Genomic DNA, 20,143 nt, shown 5'->3' with positions numbered 1-20,143 from the left:
ATGACCGCGAGCCTCCTCACGACGATGGTCGAACGCCTGCGCGTCACTCCTCGGGCGCCGCTCTACACCTTCCTCGACCGGCGCGGTGCGGAGGCGGACTCCGCCGACTACGAAGACGTCGTGCGGCGCGCGGCCGGGACCGCCGACCTTCTCCAGGCGGCCGGGGTCTCGCGTGGCGATCGCGTCCTGCTGATCTTCCCGCCGGACGACGGGCTGGACTTCGTCGCCGGATTCTTCGGGTGCGTGCTGCTCGGCGCGATCGCGGTGCCGGTCGCGAGCCCCGACCCGCGGCACCTCGACCGGGAGCTGCCGAAGCTCCGGCACGTCGCCCGGGACAGTGGCGCCCGATTCGCGCTCACGCACGCGAAATACCGCGCGCTCGCCACGGTCACGTCGGTGACCAACCGCCTGCGCGGTCGCGCGGGCTGGCCCAAGCTGACCTGGCTGGTGTCGAACCGCGCCAAACGGGCCGACCCGGCGACGGCCGCGGAAACGCTCGCCCGCGCGGCAGAGCGGTTCGGCCCCGACGACATCGTCTACCTGCAGTACACGTCCGGCTCGACGTCCGCGCCCAAGGGTGTCGTGCTGCGGCACCGGAACCTCGTGCACAACCTCGAGCTCATCGCCCGCAACACCCGGGTCGACAGCGCGTCCGTGCTCGTCGGGTGGGTGCCGCTCTTCCACGACATGGGGCTGGCCGGCGGCATCCTCAACGCCATGTACACCGGTGCCCGCTGCGTCGCGTTCTCCCCCCTCACGTTCCTGGCCGCGCCGCGGCTCTGGCTGGAGGCGATCGACCGCTATCGCGGCACCCACATCGCCGGACCGAACTTCGGCTACGAGTACGTGCTGCGCGGGCTGAGCGACGGCGACGCGTTCGACCTCTCGTCGCTACGGGCCACGCTCCAGGGCGGCGAACCCATGCTGGCGTCCACGATGGACCGCGTCGAGGCCGCGCTCGCGCCGATGCGCTTCGACCCGGCATCGTTCTGCAACGTGTACGGCATGGCCGAAGCCGTGCTCTTCGTCAGCGCGCAGGTCGGCAAGCGGCCGACGCTCTTGCGGGGCGACCGGGCCGTGCTCGACCGCGACGGCGTCATCGTCCCGCCGGCGGCCGACGCTCCCGCGGTGACGCTCGTCGGCAGTGGCGTCCCCGACGCCGAGCTCGGCGTGACGGTGGTCGCCGTCGACCCGGCCACCCACCTGGCGCAGCCACCCCACGTCGTCGGCGAGCTCTGGGTCTCCAGCCCCAGTGTGTCGACCGGCTACTGGGGACGGACCGACGAGGAGAACGCGGCCGTCTTCGCGGCCCGCCTGGCGACCGGCGACGAGCGGCGGTTCCTGCGCACCGGTGACCTCGGGGTCGTCGGCGACGACGGCGAGGTGTTCGTCTGCGGCCGCCTCAAGGACCTCATCATCGTCGGCGGCCGCAACATCCATCCGCAGGACCTGGAGGCGGCGGTGGTCGCCGCCGACCCGATCCTGCGGCCGGGCAACGCGGTCGCGTTCGGCGTCCAGGTCGACGGCGTCGAGCGGGTCGTGGTGGCGGCCGAGCTACGGAAGAAGGCCCTCGCCGGCACGGAGCCCGTGCCGGTGGACCGCGCGGCGGCGGCGATCCGGGCCGCGGTGGCCGCCCACTGCGGCGTGCAGTGCCACGAGGTCCTGCTCCTGCGGGCCGACTCCCTCCCGAAGACGACCAGCGGCAAGCTGCGACGCGGTGAGTGCAAGGAGCTCTGGACCAGCGGGTCGCTCCAGCCGCTCGCGGAAAAGGAGAAGCCGAGAGCGGAGGTCCAGGGCAGCGGCGCCGAATACGTCATCCGGCTGCTCCAGGCGGACCTCGCGGCGCTCCTCCAGTACCCCGGCGAGGTGCCCGTCGATGTCTCCCTCCGCGACCTCGGCCTCGACTCGCTCGGGACGATGGACCTCGCCGCACGTGTCGAGGACCGGACCGGGGCGGTCGTACCCCCGTCCGAGGTCACCGACGGCGCCACCCTGCGGGACTTGGCGACGCTCGTCGTGCGGCAGTTCGCGCAGTCCCCAGCCGAGCCGAGCGAGAGGCCGGCCGCGCCGGATCCGGGCGAGATCCCCTTCAGCGCCGCCCAGACCCAGGCCCTCCAGCTCGGGCAATGGAACTGGTGGAACCGCGCGGTCATGCTCGACGTGCACCGCCGGCTCACCCCGGAGCGGCTGCACCGCGCCGCCTACGCACTGGTCGCCCGGCACGACGCGCTGCGTCTGCGGTTCCGCAGGGACGAGGGACGCTTCACCCAGCGCTACGGCGACGTCGAAGGCAGCTTCGCCGTCGAGACCACCACCGAGCCGTCGCTCGACGACCAGCATCGCCGGCTCAGCGTCGAGCACGGCCCGGTGCTGCGCCTCCTGCTGATCGAGACCGGCGACCGGCAAAAGCTCTTCATCACCGTGAACCACCTCGTCATGGACGCCGCCACCCTGGGCATCCTGGTCGACGACCTGGACCGGCTCTGCCAGCAGGACGAGCGCGGTGAACGCCTCCACATCGCGCGGACCTCGGCGCCCTTCGCGGCGTTCACGCGCTGGATGAACGACTTCGCGCGCGGCGCCGCCATCGCCGACCTGGACTTCTGGCATCGGCAGCTCGACGCCGCCGGCACGCATGAGGCCGTCACGATGAAGGACCTGACCAGCGCCCACCAGCACCTCGGCCCCGACGAGACGCGCGCACTCCGCGGCATCACCACGAACGGCCGCCGCGCACCGGTCGCGACGACCCTGCTCGCCGCGTTGGTGCGGACCGCCCAGCGCCAATGGGACGGCGACCGGCTCGCCGTCAAGCTCTCCAGCTCCGGCCGGCAGTCGGCGGTGCACGGTCTCGACGTCTCGCGGACCGTCGGCGACCTGCACTGCACCTTCCCGCTCGCCTTCGACGACAGCTCGACGCAAAGCCCGGCGGAGACGCTGACCGCGGTCAGCCGACGACTCGCGGAGGTCCCCTCGGCGGGCATGTCGTTCGACCCGCTCAGGTACCTGGGCTACGCGGACGTCAGCGCCGCGGCCCCGATGCTCTGGTTCAACTTCCAGGGCGAGGTGCCGACGCGGAGCCGGAGTGGCCTCTTCTCGCTGCGCGCGGACGACCTCGGCGACATGTGGGACCCCGAGGGCGGTGTCAAACAGCCGCCGCTGTACGTCGAGTGCTCCGTCGTCGAGGGCACGACGCGCGTCGACTGGTACTACTCCCCGCGGCATCTGGGGTGGTCCGGCGGGGAGATCGACGAGTGGATGGCCCGGTTCGGCGACGAGCTGCGCCAGTGCCGGACCTAGCCGATCGCGCGTTCGCCGCGACCTTCCATCACGTCTTCACCTTCTCGTTGCTCTACGAGGACTCGGAGGTGGACAACCGCGTCCTGGACCTCGACTCCCGTGCGCGCGTGCTGGCGGTCAGCGGCGCCGGCTGCGGCGTGGCCGGTCTGCTGGCCGCCCATCCCGCCCGGATCGACGCCGTCGACACCAACCGGCACCACCTCGCCCTGGCCGCCCTAAAGGTCGCCGCTGCCCGCCGGATGACCTCCCACGCCGAGTTCTACCAGCTGCTCGGCCGGGGACGACACGACGATCCCGCGGGGGTGCTCCGGCCGCTCATGGCGGCCCTCCCGTCCTGGGTCGGGCGTTACTGGAGCACGAACCACCACCGGTTCCGGCACAACCTGTACGCGGAGGGTCTGGTCGGCACCTTCCAACGGTTGCTGCGCCAGAAGGTGGGTGTCGACGCGGACTTCCTGCGGACCGTGCAGGCGCTCCCGCCCGCCGAGCGGCTGGCGCGCTTCGACCCGATCTTCGCGTCGCTGCGGCGATGGTGGCCGATGCGCGTCCTGGTCAACACGCCGCTGTTCCAGCTCGGCGTGGGCGTCAACTTCGCGCAACGGCGGCGCAACCTGCGGGCGAACCGGGCAGCGTCCATGATGGACGTCGTCACCGCGCACTTCGAACGATTGGTGCGGACGGACCTGGAGACGAACTGGTTCGTCTGGTCGTGCCTGACCGGCGAGTTCAACCACGACCATCCCGACGCGGTGCCGCCCTATCTGCGGGAGCAGAGCCACAAGCAGTCGCTCGTGGCACCGACGCGGGTCGGTTTTCATCACGCCTCGCTGCAGCGGATGCTCGCCGGTGCGACGCCGGGACAGTGGTCGCACTTCTCCCTGTGCGACGTGCTGGACTGGCTGCCCGCCTCCGCCCAGCGGGAGCTGCTGCACCGGATCGCCCGCGTGGGCGGGGAGGGCGCGGTCGTCCTGACGCGCAGTGTGGAGGACGCGTGCGTCGTCGACCGCGTCGGGTTGTCGGGGCTCTACGAGCGCGTCGAGCCGGCGTCGACCCTCGCGAGCGAGCAGGAGCGGACGCGGCTGTACGGACGCGTCGACGTCTACCGGGTCGTCGGCGCCGCATGACCTGGGAGGCGGACCACCGCGCGTTCCTCGACCGGTACTACCGGGCCACCCATCGCGTCTACGACGTGTCCCGGAAGTACTTCCTGTTCGGCCGCGACGGCGTGCTCGACCGCCTGCTGGCCGGGGACTGGGCCACGCTCGTGGAGATCGGCCCAGGCACCGGGCGCAACCTGGCCCGGCTGCACCGCCGACGGCCGGACGCGGCGCTCGGCGGGCTGGAGGCGAGCGACGTCATGCGCGCGCACGCCGCACGCCGGTGCCCCTGGGCCCGGATCTCCCCTGGTTTCGCCGAGGACGGTGACATCGGTGCCGTCCTTGGTGTGCCACCGCAGCGCATCCTCATGTCGTACTGCCTGTCGATGTTCGTGGACAAGGACCGGGCGATCGACAACGCGCGCCGGCACCTCGCGCCCGGCGGCGAGCTGTGGGTGGTCGACTTCTCGGACCTCGCGGCCCGGGCGATGCGCCCGTTCCTGTCCGCCTTCCATGTCGAGGCCGTGCCGGACGACCTGCTGCACCGCCACGGCGCGACCCACGTCGAACACGGCCCGCTGCGCTACTACGTCGTCGCGCGGTTCCCGGCATGACCTCCCGGCACTGGGTGGAGCGCGCCGGGGTGCGGCTGTCGTACCAGGTCGCCGGGGAGCGCGGCGACCCCACGCTGGTGCTGTTGGCCGGGTACGGCCGGTCCGGCAGCAGCTGGCTCCCCTGGCTCGGCCGTGTCGGTCCCCTCCCCTACCGCGTCGTGCTCGTCGACCACCGGGGCACGGGCGAGTCGGGGCGTCCGCGTCGGCCGTACACGTTGGCGACGCTGGCCGACGACGCGGCGGTCGTCATCCGGGACGGCGCCGGGGACGCGCCCGCGGTCGTGGTCGGCGAGTCGATGGGCGGGATGGTCGCCCAGCATCTCGCGCTCCGGCACCCGCGCCGGGTCGCCGGGCTCGTGCTGTCCGCCAGCGCGGCGCGCGGCGACGTGTCGCCGGCCTTTCTACGCTCGCTGCCGCTGACCGCCGCGGCCACGATCTCGAACGACGTCCGGGTGTGGACGATGTGCGACCGGCTGCTCGTGCACGACGGCGACCGCGCGCACGGCCTGCTGGCCCCGCTCCGGCAGATCCAGCGGACCGAGCCGTACTCGCGGTTCAACTCGCTTCTGCAGGCGTTGGCGATGTCGTTCCACCGGACCGATCGCCGGCTCGGGGCCGTCCGCGTGCCGGTCGAGGTGATCGTCGGCGCCGAGGACCGGATGCTGGCGCCGCGCAACTCGCGCGTGCTGGCCGCCCGCCTCCCGCAGGCGCGGCTGACGGTGCTGGCGGACACCGGTCACGCGATCGCCTACGAGCGACCGATGGAGATCGTGGACGCGGTCAAGCGGCTCGGGCTGTGACGGCCGTCCGGAAGAAGGCCGCCCGGCAGAGCAGGGGCACGAGCAGCACGGTGTGCAGCACGAACAGCCCGACAGCGCCGCGCCCGCGTTGGTACGAGCTCATATACGTCCGCTCCCTGAACACGATGTGGGACACGTCCTGGGCCACCGTGCCGAGCACGAGCAGGCCGGCGGCGACGAGCCAGCCGAGCGTCGTCGGGAGGGCGAGGTAGGCGGCGAGCACGACGGCCACGTACAGGATCGATGCCAGGGCGGTCTGGTCCGGTGCCGTGTAGGCGCAGAAGTACGCGTAGAGGACCGCGACGAACGCCACGACCACGGCGGGTGTCGCGCCGAGGGCGAGGGCCGCGGCGCCGACGAGGCCGAAGACACCGAGCAGGCCGATGCCCGTCGAGAACAGGTGCACGACGACGTTGCCGGTCTTCTGGTGGAAGCGGGCGAAGTCGCGGTACGTCTCCTCGAACCGGTAGGTGTCTCCGAGGTGCCGGCCCGCCACCTCCTGGCACAGGACGACCACGTAGCACGCCACGTGGGCCAGCAGCAGCGGCCACCACGCCGCGCGGAAGGGGGCGTGCAGCGCCAGCCCGGCGAAGCCGACCAGCTTTCCGACGATCATGGGGTGCGGGATGACGCCGTACGGGAAGCCCGAGACCTTGCCGGGTGGTACGACGCCGAGCTCCGCGCCGAAGTAGGTGCGGTCGGAGCCCAGCCGCAGGAACGCGAGCCCGGAGAGCCCGAAACCGAGGGCCGCGACCGCCAGCGACGGTGCGTCGAACCCCGCCTGCCCGTACTGCCAGAACAGGGTCCCTAGCGCCACGAGTTGGAACAGGGTCGCGTCGCGGGCGAACCGGCCGGGCTCGACCGTGCGGAACAGGTGGGCGACGGCGTAGAGGGCGTAGTGGACGAAGCTGAAGAGGTAGACCCGCTCGGTCGGGTGCCCGGCGGTCACGCCCCAGAACAGCAGCAGGACGAGCAGGTTCAGGACCCCGACGTACTGGAAGAACAGCGGATAGAGGAACGTGCCGGCGTTGACGACGGCGCCGAGGAGCTTGCCGATCGCCGACTGCGGGTTCTTGCTCGCGACGAACAGCTCGCGCGCCCGCCGGTTGTAGGTCTCGTTCCACCCCGCGAACAGCGCACGGACCGGGGCGAGCCAGCGGGGTACGACCGCGTAGTGCACCTTGAGGCAGATGCGGCTGTCGGCGAGGAGGTCGTCCGGGTCGCCGCTCTTGACGATGTGGTGGATGTCGCGGTTGTAGTCGAGCCAGCAGAACTCGCCCGTCCGCAGGGTGTTGCGGGCCTTCTGGACCGCGAAGACCGTCGTGACGCGGTCGTTCCCCCGCACGACGACCAGGCAGCGCAGGAGCGTCACGAACGGCAGCAGGCCGAACGGGCCGTCGATGTGCTGCTGGAGAAAGGCGCGGTCGGAGCCCTTGGCGCCCATGTTCGAGACGTAGACCTCGTTCATGCCGCTGACATTGTGGACAGTGTTGCCGGGGAACGCCTCCAGGATGCTCGCCCGGATCGCGGCCGAGTCCTTGAGGCCGGCGAACGCCGCGCGGGCGTCCGGCGGAAGCTCCGCCTCCCACTCGTGGAAGGTCTCCTGGCGGTCCAGGGCCTGCCCGTCCACGTACGCCAGCATGGTCTCGAGGTGGCCAGCGTGTGCCTCTTCGACGGTTCCGACCCCGGGCTTCATGCGACCATCCTCGCGCCGAGCCGGTCGATGCGATAGATGCGACGGCCGTCGATCCAGAGCCAGGCGGTGGCGAACACGGTCCGGTCGCGGATCTCGAGGATCTCCAGCTCGACGGTGACCAGGCGGTCGGTCGGCACGACCTGGCCGCGGTAGGTCCACGTCAGCGGCTCGTCGACGGCGACGGATTCGCAGCGGCCGCCCCGCTCGGCTACGTACCACTGGAGCAGCTGGTGGGCCGCCTCGACGCCGAGGGAGCCGGGCATGACGGGGTCCTGGAAGAAGTGGGCCTTGAAGAACCACTCGTCGGGGTCGACGTCCTTCTCGGCGCGCAGGCGGCCGAGGCCGGCGGCCCCGCCCTCGGGCCAGTAGCCGGTGATCCGGTCGAGCATCATCAGCATGCTCCCGCGCCGTGCGGACAGCGCGGGGACGTTCTCGCACGGCTCGCTCAGGCGGTCGAGCTCGGCAGGTGTCGGGGGCAGGCCGGGCTGCTCGGCGAAGGCCGTGGTGAGGAAGTAGCCGAACACGGCGGTGCCGCGGAGCAAGGGCTCACCGTCGGCGTGGCACTCGATCCGGAACGATTCGATGATCATGCCGGCGGCGCGGGACACGTCGGTGAGCTCGGCGCGGGTGCGGATGCGGCGGGTGCCCGGTCGCACCTCGCGCAGCAGCCGCACGTCGCCGTCCAGGTTGCGGAAGAGCAGCTCGGCGTCGATCTGGGTGGGGCTGCCGACGTAGCAGCCGAGCCAGCCGCACGGCTGGAGCGCCACCTCCATCAGGACCGCGGCCGGCATCGTGGGTGCGGCGTTGTGGGCGAAGTACCAGGCCTCGGCGGGCACCTCGTACTCCGCGGTGACCGCACTGCCGACCGCCATACCCTGGTACGGGCCTTCGACGGCGGCGATCCGGCTCATGAAGTGGTACGGCGGCCCGGGCAGCCGGGGCGGGCGGCGGGTGCCGAGGAACGCCTCGGCCATCGGCCCGAGCCCGTCCGTGGGTCTGCCCCAGGCGCAGGCGAGCAGGGAGGCGTAGCCGAGCGGTAGCCCCTCGACCTCGGCGACGGGGCCGGCGTCGCGGTGCCCGACGAGGCCACCCAGCCGGGCGAGTGGCGCGAGCACCGTGGTGGGCGGGCCGAGGTGCCGCCACTGGTCGAGGGGCCAGTCCGGCACCAGGCGCACGGCGCAGTCGGCGACGTGCAGGGCCTTGACGCCGTCGACCGTGACCAGCACGTCCGCGACGACGGTCGGGAACGGGCCGGCGGACACCTCCGAGACGAAGACCTCGTACGTGAGCTGCTTGCTGTCGGGGGTGACCTGGCCCCGGCAGCGCATGCGGGCGGTGCGGCCGGGCACCGGTTCGAACCGCCAGCCGTCGCGGGTGATCGTGTGGCCGCAGGCGGCCAGGTAGAAGGCGACCGCCTGGAGGCAGCCGTCGGACATCAGCGTGCCGGGCATGCACGGGTCGTTGTGGAAGTGGCCGTCGAAGAACCAGTCGTCGGGGCTGACCGCTGTCTCGGCGCGCAGGTAACCGCGGCCGTTGGGACCGCCGGTCGGGTCGAAGACGGGGACCTCGTCGAGCAGGCGCAGCCGGCCGGCTCCGATCCGTGGCGTGCGAACGTGGGCGAGCGTCGGCTCCCAGCCGGGGCCGAAGCAGGCGGCGGCGCGGCCCTCCGCGAAGGCGTCGACCGCGGACCTGTCGAACCCGGTGCGCGTGCACGTGACCGCGGGCGGGTCGTACGGGGCGTCGCCCGGGCGGGTGGCGGCCGCGTCCCAGATGACGCCGCCGGTGTTGGCGAGCTCGTCGTCGTCGAAGAACCCCGCCTGTCCCTCTCGGACGGTCAGCAGGAGCGTGTCGCCGACGTGGCAGTCGTACTCGAAGAAGAACAGGCGGACCGGGCCGTGGACGACGTGCCCGACCACGCGGATCTCGAAGGTGAGGGTCGCGCCGGGAGCGGGTGGCGGGGCGTGGAACGTCACGTCGCTGCCGAGCAGGCGGTAGACGCGCTCGCCCCGGTTGTGCAGGTCGGCGCCGAGCCAGCTGATCAGGAGCAGATCGGCTTGGCCCGCCTCGACGACCAGGCCGGGCGGCATGCGACCGGTGGCGTCGAGGTACCAGGCACCGGTGTCCACATCGGTCTCGGTCCAGATGGTGCCCTTGCCGAGCGAGCCGGGTGCGGCGTCGATCCCGGTGACCCGGTCGGCGAGCAGCAGGGGCGGGCCGGGCATGCGGGTCTGCCGCACGTCGAGGTCCTGGACCGCGAACATGGGGCCGAACAGGTCCGAGATCTGGCCTTTGGCTAGGTGTTCGAGCTGGGCCCGGTCGAATCGGGGGCCGGGGTGCTCGCGGTTGCCCACGGGTGTGAGGGCGCGGAGGGCCTCGGCGCGTCCGGCCAGGAACCGCGTGTGGGCTGTGGCTTGCAGGTCGAGGAACTGGTGGTGTGCCTCGGTGATGGACGCGCGCCAGTCGTGCGCCGGGGCGCTGGTTCGCGGACGGTGGCGGGTCGGCATCGGTGCCAATTCCGGGGCCGGTTCCATCACGGCGTACGCGACGGGGGCCGCGAGGCGTTTCGGCACGCTGATCGTCTCGCCGCGCGCGGGGCGGGGGCTCTCGAGGTAGGTCGCGAGGGCGTCGTGGCGGAACGGGACGCCGGCGGCGGCGAGCTCCACGGCCGCTGCCGACAGCGACCACAGGCCGCGGTCCCGCACGGAGTCCAGGGCCACCGCCACGTGCTCGCGTTCGCCCAGGATGCGGCGGATCCAGCCGGTGCACTGGGCGGCGGGTCCGTGTTCGACGAACACGCGTACGCCGTCGTCCCAGGCTTGTTGGATGACGTTGGGGAAGTCGACGGGCGAGAGCATCTGCTCGGTGATCGCGTCGGCGGCGGACTGCTCGGTCGGGTGGTACGACTGGCCGGTCGCGCCACGGTAGAACCGGATGCCTGGCACTTTGGTCGTGGGGCGGCGGTGCAGCGCGTGCCAGCGGTCGCGGACCTCGGCCAGCTCCGGGGCGTGCGCCGCCAGGTCGTAGTGGATCCGGATGCGGGACGCCGGGTCGAAGCGCTCGACGAAGGCCGCGCACGCCCGCTCCTCGCCGGCGACCACACAGGTGCCGGGGGCGCAGACCGCTGTCAGGTGCACCGCTGGTTGGTCGGCGAGCATCGCCCGGACCTGCTCGGGATCGGCCGACAGGAGATAGCCCGCCCAGCGCTCCCCCGCGATGCCGTGCCGCTCCCAGAAGCGGCGCACGGCGCGCAGGTCGCCGCCCAGGTCGTGGGTGAACAGGCCGCTGGCTCGGGCGTCGGCGGACATCGCGGTCACGTCGTTCCAGACGCCGAGCGAGACGAGGGCCGCCGACTCGCCGGAGGAGTAGCCGATCGCGGCGTGCGGTGCGACGCCCAGCACCTCGCGGGTGATCCTGGTGTGCAGGCGGGCGACGAATCCGACGGCGAGGATCTGGTCCAGGGAGTCGTCGGGTACGTCGCGCCCCTCGTAGAGCCACGAGACCTGTGCGTGCTCGTCCATGCCGGCGACCAGCGGCGCGAACGCGAGCGCGACGTCGGCACCCATGCCCGGGTAGAAGGCCGAGCCCTTGGTGTAGACGAACGCCGTCTCGCCGCCGATCGGCCGCTCGCGGAAGGCGACCCCGGGCGGCCGCAGGGCGGTGCCGTCGAGCCAGCCACGCGCCGCCATCAGTTGCTCGGCGAGGTGCGCGGGGTCGCGGGCCGCGACGGCAAGGCGGGCCGGGCCGGTGTCGCTCTCTCGTCCATCGGCGGCCGCCGCCAATGCCTCGGCACGGTTCGCGCCCGAGTAGACGTGCAGCGCGGTGATCGGCTCGGTGGCCCAGGCGGCGGCATCCGCGGCGCGGAGGCCGACGCGGACAGGTGCAGCACCCAGCACGGGCGTGCTGACGTCGGCCGTGGTCCCGCCCAGGCGGGGCTGCGCGCGCTGTCGGGCGACGGGCCAGGCGCGGTGGTGGAGGGCGATGGCCGCCGCTGCGACGTCGAGCAGGCCGCGGGCGGCGTGTGGCGCACCGAACAGGCCCGTGGGAAAGGCGTCGGCCGGCCGGTCGGTGCGATCGAGGACCGCGAGGACCCGGTCGCCGTCGCGGCGGGCGTCGTCGAGGCGTTTGAGCACGAGGACCACGGCCGCGTCGGCGGGTTCGGCGAGCGGGTCCAGCTCCGCGATGGCAGCGCGGTGCACCGGTTCGTCGGAGAGGTCGACGGCGCCGACGAGGGCCGCGTCGATCTCGCCGGCCCGCAGCGCGCGGGCGGCCAACTCCAGCCCTACGACGCCGGACGCCTCCTCGGCGAAGACCGCGAAGCCCGGTCCGGACAGGCCGAGCTGCCCGCCGATGCGGTTGGCCGCGATGTTGGCCATGGCGCCCAGGACGCGGGAGGCGGTCAGCGGTGGACCGAAACTGCGCACCCGGGCCGTCTCGGGGTCGCAGCCCATCCCGACCAGGACGGACGTGCGCTCCGGCGGGAGGTCGATCCCTTCGACGGCGTCCCGGGCGACCTCCAGGACGAGTAGCTGCTGGCCCAGCGTCTCGCGCAGGTCGCGCGGTGGGTAGCGCAGGCCGTCGAGCCCGACCTCGATGTCGTTCGTGGTCGGGCGTGGGATCCAGCCGCGCAGGACAGCGTCCTCGAGCGGGTCGTCGCCGACGCGGCCGCTGACGGCGACGATGGCGATCTCGGCTGGCGGGGCGGCAGCGCTGAAGCTCTTCGGCGCGCCGTCGTACGCCTCGACGATCAGGTGGGCGTTGTTGCCGCCGAAGCCGAACGCGCTGATCGCCGCGCACCGGCGCGGTCCTGCCCAGGTCTCTTTTGCCGCCAGCAGTCGCAGCGGGCCGTCGCGGAGCTCGTCGATCGGGTCGTCGGCGCCGGCCGTCGCGGGGAGCGTCCCGTCGTGGATGGCGGCGAGGAGCTTGAGCAGACCGGCCGCGCCCGATGCGGTCAGCAGATGGCCCACATTGGACTTGGCCGAGCCTACGGGCAACGGCTCTGGTCGGGCTTGGAAGACACGGGCCGTCGAGCGGGCTTCGACTGCGTCGCCCAGCGGTGTGCCCGTGGCGTGGCACTCCAGCAGCTCCACGGTTTCCGGACCGAAGCCGGCTTGCGCGTACGCGGCGCGCATGGCCCGGATCTGGCCTTCTTCGGCCGGTGCGAGGAAGCCGCCGGTGCGGCCGTCGTTCGAGAGGCCGATGCCGCGGATGACGCCGAGGACAGGGACGCGCTGGGCCACCGCATCGCCTAGGCGCATCAGCGCCACGATGGCCGTTCCTTCGGCGGGGACGAGTCCGTCGGCGCCGCGATGGAAGGGCCGGCTGCGGCCGGACGGGCTCAGCGCGCCGAGGGCCGCGAACCCCGAGTTGATGATCTGCCCGTCGCAGCCGCTGACCGCACCGGCGAGCATGAGGTCGGCGGTGCCGTCGTGCAGCCGATCGCAGGCGATCTTGATGGCGTAGAGGGCGGAGGCGCAGGCGGCGTCGAGGGCGAGCGAGCCGCCTTTGAGGTTCAGCGCGCTGGCGGCCTGGTGGGCCCAGAGGCCCGACGAGAACCGGCCGTGTGGGTCGCCAGGGTGGTCGGCCCGCCACACGCGCTCGGCGTACGCGACCAGGCTCCGGCTCGGGTAGCCGAGGTTGCCGAGGACGAGGCCGCTGCGTTCCGGGCGGGCGCGGTCGCCGGCCTCGCGCAGAGCGGCCCGGCCCGCGTGCAGCACCCATCGCAGGGCCGGGTCGTACGCGCTGTCGCCGGTCTCGAAACCTCGGACGAGACCCATGCTGACGCGCGCCGAGACGATGTTGGCCCAGAACTGGTCGGGGTTGTGTGCTCCGGGCAGCACGCAGCCGCGGCCGACGATCGCGACCGGTGCGAAGGTGCTCACGCCGGTGCCAGGTCGGGCCGGCGGACGAGGCGCACGCCGAGCAGTTCGGTGCGGACCCTGCCGTCCTCGTCGAGCAGGGCGACGTCGCAGCGGGCCTGGTCGGTGGTCCGGGAGCCCGCGCGCACGATGCAGCGCAGCGTTCCCGGGGCGGCTCCCGCGCGGTGGACGTGAACCTGGTCGAGGCCCATCGGCAAGGTGGCGTCGCCGGTCGTGTGCGCGGCCCACAGGACCGCCGCCTGCAGTGCGCCGTCGATCGCGGCCGGGTCCGTGCGCCAGCGGCCGGGCCAACCCATCACCCGCGCGCCGACAACCTCCGCCTCGGCGCCGTGCGGGGACAGGCGCACCCGCCGCAGGACCTGGAACCCGGGGCCGTGGAACAACGCGGGTGAGGCGTAGGGCTCGGTGATCGGGTCGCCGAGGCCGTCGGGGGTGGCCCACCGTCCGGCCGGCGCGCCCGGGATCCGGCGTGCCGAGTAATGGATGCGGCCCGCGGTCGAGGTGAGCCGTAGGTCATCGGTCCCGTCGATGGTGAACCGCCCGTTGAGGTCGGGGAGATCGACGCGGTGCAGCACGCGCACGTCGGCCAGGGATCCGGTCGAGAGCCATTCGACGGCCATCGCGAGCGGGAGTACGGGGGTGCCCGCGGGAGCGTGGTCGGCCAGGAAGCGGTGGGTCGTCGCGTTGACCGCCTCGGTGTGCGGGCCGGCCGTGATCAGTACGGTTGCGGTGCCGTCGGTGGTGCCCAACTCGGTGACGAAGGCCTTCGCACCCTGGTCGAGCGGAATCAGCGGTATGCCGAGGCTCGTGAAGTGCGCGGCGTGGGCGGTGGTGACCATGCCCGCGTCCCACGGTCCCCAGCCGATGGCGCGGACCCGGCAGGACGGTCGCCGCCGCTGTTCGACACCGGCGATGTGGTTGAGGACCTCGTTGGCCATCGCGTAGTCGCTCTGCCCGGCGTTGCCGTAGCGGGCGGCCACGGAGGAGAAGAGGACGAGCACGTCGAGCGGGTCGTCCACCGTGGCCGCGAGCAGGGCTTCGAGCCCGTTCACCTTCGTCGCGTAGACGCGGTCGAAGTCGTTGTCGGTCTTGTCGACGATGCGCTTGTCGGCGAGCACGCCGGCACCGTGGACGATTCCGGTGATCGGTCCCCACTCGCGTCGAACACGGTCGAGCTCACGGCTCAGCGCCGTGCGGTCCGTGATGTCGAGCGCCACGTAGCGCACCGTCGCTCCGGCCCGTTCGAGGTCGCCCAGGGTCGCGCGCACCTCGCGGCGGGCCAGGATCGTGCGGGCCCTGGCTGCCAGCTCTGCCGGCCTGCCGGGCTCACGCTCGGCCAGCAGGCGGGTCACCGACGGCTCGTCGCGGGCGCCGGCCAGGTAGCCGGGTTCGGCGGCGAGCGCGGTGCGGCCGAGCAGGAGCAGGCGTGGCTTGGCCACTGTTACCAGCGCCCGCAGCCCTGCGGCGGTGATGCCACGGGCGCCCCCGGAGACGACGAGGACCGACTCCGGGGTGATGGTCAGCTGCTCCTCGGCTGGCGCGTCGCGCTCGGCGAGCGTCCAGCGGGTGCCGTCGGCGCGCAGGCCGACGTCGAGCGTCGGGCCGCCGGTCAGCAGCTCGTCGACGAGCGCCGCGGCCACGGCGTCTGCGGGCCGGTCGCCGCGCTGGCAGTCGATCGCCTTGACCGCGGCCGACGGCCACTCCTGCGCGGCCGTCCGCGCCAACGCCGCGAGGCCGCCGCGACGGGGGTCGGGATCCGACAGGCCGAAGGTGCCGCCGGTGTCCTGGACGGTCACGAAGACGCCGCCGCGCTGGCCCATGGCGGCCGCCACCGTGCGGGCCGCGCGGAAGGCGGCGTGGTGGTCTCCGCCGAGCAGGATCACGCCCCACGCGTCGGGCGGTGGCGCGTGCTCGACGGTGGCGGTGATCGCGTGCGTCGTCAGGCGGGCGACGACGGCGGCGGCCAGTCCGCTGCCGTCGTCGACGACCGCGATCGGTCCCTGGCGTACGCCCGCCATCTCCTGTCCGGAAGCCGGTGCGGGGACCGGCTGGACCTGTAATCGGCGGACCACAACCGACGGGGTCGCGGGGTCCGCAGCGGTCGCCAGGCGGATGACCTCGTCGAGCGTGCGGGCCTGGAAGAGGTCGGCCATCTGCGGCGAGTCGGTCGGTGGCAGGCCGTGGGTGCGCTCGCGTACCGCGGCGAAGATCTCGACCTTCTTGATCGAGTCGATGCCGAGGTCGGCGGCCAGGTCCATGCCGCCGTCGAGCATGTCGACCGGATAGCCGGTCTTGTCGGCGACGACGGAGAGCAGCAGGGCGAGGCTCACCGGCTCAGTGGTCGCGGGCGGGGGCTCGGGCTGTCGCACGACCGGCGGAGGCGGCAGCGGCTGGGGTTCGGGTGCCGGTGGCAGGAGAGCCGGCGCCGGGGCCTGCCGTGGCACGGGTTGCGGTGGTGGTTGTTGGCCGGCGAACGTGGCGAAGGTGTTCTCGGCCAGTTGCAGGAAGGCCTGGTGTGACTCGGCGAGTACGCGCTGGAAGTGCATGTGCGCCTCGGCGGTCTGGCGCTGCACCTCCTGCACCGCGGCCAGCCACTCGGCGCTCGGTTGGGGCTCGGTCATCAGGGCGGGGGCCTCCACGAGGTTGGGCGCCGGCGGCCGGCGGGCAGGGGTGGGTGGGACGTAGCCGGATCCGTTGACCCGCACCGTCATCCGGGCCGGCGCGGGCGGCTGGGCGGGCTCGTCGGTGCGCTCGTGGTGCATCGGCACGCCGTGCGCCGCGAGCCGGCCGAGGGCCTCCTGCCAGGTGGAGACACCGTCGCGGCCGCGCCGGTCCAGGCTGACGGCCAGGTGCGGGCAGTCGCCGAGGATCTGTCCGATGAGGCCGGTCAGCGCGGATCCGGCGCCGACCTCGATGAACGTGCGCACGCCATCGGCGTACATCGTCTCGATCTGGTTGAGGAACCTGACCGGCGCGCCGACCTGTCGGGCGAGCGTGCCCCTCAGGTCGTCGCCGTAGATCGCCGCGTCGGTGTTCCCGTAGACGTCGATCTGCGGCACGGTCAGATCGAGCTTGTCGAGGAACGCGCGCAGCGGTGCTTCGACGGCGCGGGCCATGGGGCTGTGGAACGCGGCCGACACGTTGAGGCGGACCGCGCTGACACCGCCGGCGCTCAGCCGCTGGTGCAGTGCCTCGATGGCGGCGACGGTCCCCGACACGACGGTCTGGCGTGGTGCGTTGAGGTTCGCGATCCAGGTGTCCTCGACGATGGCCGCCCGCACGGTGTCGGCGTCGGCGCTCACGGCCAGCATCGCGCCGGGCTCGGCGTCGATCCCCGCCAGCAGCTCGCCCCGGTGCTGGGCGAGTCGCAGCAGGCTCTCGGCGTCCATGGCGCCGGCGGCGTGCAGGGCCACGAGTTCGCCGAGGCTGTGGCCGGCCACGCAGTCGGGCCGGATGCCGGCCTCGTGCAGCAGCGCGAGCAGCGAAAGGCTGTGGGCGGCCAGGGCCGGCTGCGCCCAGCGCGTGTCGGTGAGCCGCCGTTGCTGGGCCGCGCGCTGGTCGTCGGTGAAGACGGGTGGGGGGAAGACGACGTCGTGCAACCGGAAGCCGGCCGCGCGGTCCCACACCTCCCGCGCCTGGGGGAAGGCCATGGTGATGTCGGCGCCCATGCCGACGTACTGCGATCCCTGCCCGGGGAAGACGAACGCGATCCGGCCCGGGTCGCCTGCCTGGGTCGCGCTGACGACGCCCACGGTGGCCCGGGCTTCGGAGCGGGGGTGCTCTTCGAGGGTGACGTGGTAGTTGGCGCCGCCGAAGCCGAAGCTCGAGACGGACGCCCGGCGCGGGTGCTCCGGGTCTCGGGTCCACGGACGCGCGGCGATGTTCAGGTAGAAGGGGCTGTCCTCGATGCCGAGGCCGGGGCTGGGCGCGCGCACCTTGATGGTCGGCGGGAGGACGCGGCGGTGCAGGGCGAGGACGGCTTTGATCAGCCCGGCGGCTCCGGCGGCGGCCTTGGTGTGCCCGATCTGGGACTTGACGCTGCCCAGGGCGCACCAGCCGGTGTCGGGCCGTCCGGTCTCGGCGAAGACGTGCCGGAGCGCCTCGAACTCGGCGGCGTCGCCGGCGCGGGTGGCGGTGCCGTGCGCCTCCACGAGCTCGACCGTGTCGGGGCCGTAGCCGGCGGCGTCGTACGCGCGGCGCAGCGCCCGCACCTGCCCTTCGGGCATCGGCGCGTAGATGGCGCCACCGCGCCCGTCCGACGAGGTGCCCAGCCCGCGGATGACGGCGTAGATCTTGTCGCCGGCGTGTTCGGCGGTGTCCAGCCGCTTGAGCGCCAGCATCGCCAGTCCCTCGCCGAGTAGCGTGCCGTCGGCGTCGGCGGAGAACGGGCGCGCGTCGCCGGTCGGCGAGAGGGCCGGGGTCTTGCTGAAGCACACGTACATCAGCGGGTTGTTGGTCGCGTCGACGCCGCCGGTGACGACCAGGTCGGCGGTGCCCAGCGCGAGCTCGTTCACGGCGGCCGAGACCGCCGCGAGGGAGCTCGCGCAGGCGGCGTCGACGGTGCAGCTCGTGCCGTGCAGGTCGAGGCGGTTCGCGATCCGGCCAGCCACCACATTGGAGAGTAGGCCGGGGAACGAGTCCTCCTGCCAGGGCACGTACTGGTCGGCGATCCGGTCGCAGATCTGTTGCGCCTGGCTCTCCTCGATGCCCTGCTCCCGGAGCGCGTTGAGCCACAGTGGACGCTGGATGCGGGCGTCCATCGTGCCGACGCGACTGAGGGTGGAGCTGCCGAGGATGACGCTGACGCGTTCGCCGTCGAGCGGGCCGGCCAGGTTCCGGTCGAGATCGCCGAGGAGGGCGTCCGCGACGGTCAGGCCCAGCAGCTGCGCGGGGTCGATGGCCTCGAGCGTGGCCGGCGGCAGCCCGTGGGCGAGCGGATCGAACTCGATCTCGGGAAGGAACGCACCCCGGCGGCTGTACGTCGTGTCGGGCGTCGCCGGATCGGGGTCGTAGAAGTCCTCGGAGGCCCAGCGGCCTTGTGGCACATCGGTGATCAGATCCTTGCCGGTGACGATGTTGTCCCAGAACTCGGCCGTGTCCCGGGCGCCGGGCATCAGCGCGGCGATCCCGACGACGGCGATCGGCACCATCGGTCCTCCTCAGGACAACAGCCGCGGACGCGGTGCGAAGGCGTCGTCGGGCACAGGGACGCCGTAGGAACGAAGCTGATGCGCACGCGTCACCGCGGCGGCACCTTCGAGCAGGTTGAGCGCGATCTGCACGACGGTGCGATGGGTCTTGTCGGCGAGCGGGCTGCCCGCCGCCCAACGGTTGAAGGCGCCGATCGCGGGACCGCACCAGATCTGGTAGTCGCTCTGCCGGGTCGGCTCGCCGGTGATGGCCCACCGACTCGACAGGCCGAGATAGGACCGGAAGACCAACGCCATGCGGTGCCGCGGGTCGCGTTCGGCGCGCTCGGCCTCGCTGGGGTCCCGGTCGAGCCAGAACTGCCGGGTCTGCTCCCAGCAGTCGTCGAAGGTGCCGCGCAGGATGTCCTTCTCGATGCGCTCGCGGATCGCGTCGGGGATGTCGTCGAGGGACTGGTGCGCCAGGTAGGTCTCGTAGAGCTGCCCGGCGCGGGAGGCGAACAGGGTGCCGCGCTTGAGCACCTGGACCTTGATGCCGTACTCGAACATGTCGGCGGCCGGAGCCATGGCAACGTCGGCGAGGTCCGCCTCGGCGAGCAGGGCCTTGGCGGCGTCGGAGAGCCCCGCCTCGCGGGAGAGCTGATTGATGGTGCCGGTCACGACGTAGGCGGCGCCGGCGGCGAAGGCGGCCGCGACACCGGCGGGGTCACCGAGCCCGCCCGCGGCACCGACCCGCACGGGGCTGGTGTAGCCGTGGCGGCGGACCAGCTCGTCCCGCAGTGCCCGGATGGCGGGGAGGACCACCGCGAGGGGCCGGTTGTCGGTGTGCCCTCCGCTGTCAGCCTCGACGGTGATGTCGTCGGCAAGCGGAACCCGCGCTGCCAGGTCAGCCTCGGCCTGCGTGATCTGCCCGCGTTGGACCAGCGCACGCAGGATCTCGGGCGGCGCGGGCGACAGAAACTTGGCGGCGACCTCGGGCCGTGACACCTTCGCGAACAGGTGCCGGGCGCGCCCTTCCGGCCTCATCCCGGCGACCGCGCATCGGACGACAGCGGGGGTGAGGTCCATGTAGGCGGACACGGAGACCTTGGGCACGGCGGCTTTGAGCAGCAGCTCGACCAGCCGGTCTTCGATCTCGGGCGCGGCCGGCGTGTGGATCAGGTTGACGCCCCAGTTGTCGCGGCCCTTCAGCCGGCGGCCGAGCTCGCCGACGGCGCGCTCGACGACGGGCAGCGCGAGCCCGGCGGCGCCGAAGAAGCCGAGCATCCGCGCTTCGGCCATCGCGACGACCGAGTCGACGGTGGCGATGCCGTTGGCCATCTCCCCCGCGACGTACGGAAACCGAACGCCGTGGGTGCGATTGAAGGACCGGTCACCGAGCCATTCGGGGTAGAGCGGCGGCAGAGTGCCGAGCAGCTCGAACGGGCCGTCCGCACCGACGTGTCCGCCGATCCCGAGCCCAGGCTCGTAGCCGGCCTCGGCGCGCACGAGGTGAACGGGCTCACGAAAGCGCCGTACACACTCGACGATGCCCTCGGGCGAGAAGTCCGTCTGACGCTCACCGGGCAACCAACGCGGTGCGGCCGTCAAAGCGTCCCCTCCGTAGCGGGCCA

Annotated in this window: 8 protein-coding genes; 4 read left to right on the top strand and 4 right to left on the bottom strand. The window is 72.9% G+C overall.

The features are described from left to right. The 4 genes from CHC05_RS19765 to CHC05_RS19750 are packed head-to-tail and all read left to right on the top strand — an operon-like array spanning position 1 to position 5,811. Complete coding sequence (locus tag CHC05_RS19765; protein WP_089250910.1) at positions 1 to 3,300, top strand: AMP-binding protein; 3,300 nt, start codon at positions 1 to 3, stop codon at positions 3,298 to 3,300. Next, entirely contained in the window at positions 3,288 to 4,424 is a 1,137-nt protein-coding gene (locus CHC05_RS19760) for a DUF3419 family protein (protein ID WP_179266277.1), read from the top strand. The genes CHC05_RS19765 and CHC05_RS19760 overlap by 13 nt, the downstream gene beginning before the upstream one ends. Beyond that, entirely contained in the window at positions 4,421 to 5,011 is a 591-nt protein-coding gene (locus CHC05_RS19755; protein WP_089250906.1) for a class I SAM-dependent methyltransferase, read from the top strand. The genes CHC05_RS19760 and CHC05_RS19755 overlap by 4 nt, the downstream gene beginning before the upstream one ends. Continuing rightward, positions 5,008 to 5,811: an alpha/beta fold hydrolase gene (locus CHC05_RS19750; protein WP_089250904.1), complete on the top strand. Its 804-nt coding sequence runs from the start codon at positions 5,008 to 5,010 to the stop codon at positions 5,809 to 5,811. The genes CHC05_RS19755 and CHC05_RS19750 overlap by 4 nt, the downstream gene beginning before the upstream one ends. On the opposite strand, the gene CHC05_RS19745 is transcribed toward CHC05_RS19750, so the two are convergent. Genes CHC05_RS19745 through CHC05_RS19730 form a run of 4 tightly spaced genes read right to left on the bottom strand, consistent with a single transcriptional unit; the run spans position 5,792 to position 20,018 of the window. Continuing rightward, on the bottom strand, positions 5,792 to 7,507 hold the full coding sequence (locus CHC05_RS19745) for a methyltransferase (protein ID WP_089250902.1): 1,716 nt from the start codon (positions 7,505 to 7,507) through the stop codon (positions 5,792 to 5,794). The two genes, CHC05_RS19750 and CHC05_RS19745, sit on opposite strands and share 20 nt — an antisense overlap. After that, positions 7,504 to 13,386 (bottom strand): polyketide synthase, encoded by a 5,883-nt coding sequence (locus CHC05_RS19740; protein WP_218824605.1) that lies wholly within the window; start codon positions 13,384 to 13,386, stop codon positions 7,504 to 7,506. The genes CHC05_RS19745 and CHC05_RS19740 overlap by 4 nt, the downstream gene beginning before the upstream one ends. Beyond that, on the bottom strand, positions 13,383 to 18,533 hold the full coding sequence (locus tag CHC05_RS19735; RefSeq protein WP_089250900.1) for a type I polyketide synthase: 5,151 nt from the start codon (positions 18,531 to 18,533) through the stop codon (positions 13,383 to 13,385). Before CHC05_RS19735 ends, CHC05_RS19740 begins: the two co-directional genes overlap by 4 nt. A 9-nt stretch (positions 18,534 to 18,542) precedes the next feature. Continuing rightward, complete coding sequence (locus CHC05_RS19730) at positions 18,543 to 20,018, bottom strand: PfaD family polyunsaturated fatty acid/polyketide biosynthesis protein (RefSeq protein WP_245871062.1); 1,476 nt, start codon at positions 20,016 to 20,018, stop codon at positions 18,543 to 18,545. Positions 20,019 to 20,143: the final 125 nt, after the last annotated feature.

Source organism: Asanoa hainanensis, assembly GCF_900188485.1.
GTDB classification, from domain to species: Bacteria; Actinomycetota; Actinomycetes; order Mycobacteriales; family Micromonosporaceae; genus Asanoa; species Asanoa hainanensis.
This window is presented reverse-complemented; position numbering and strand designations above follow the sequence as displayed.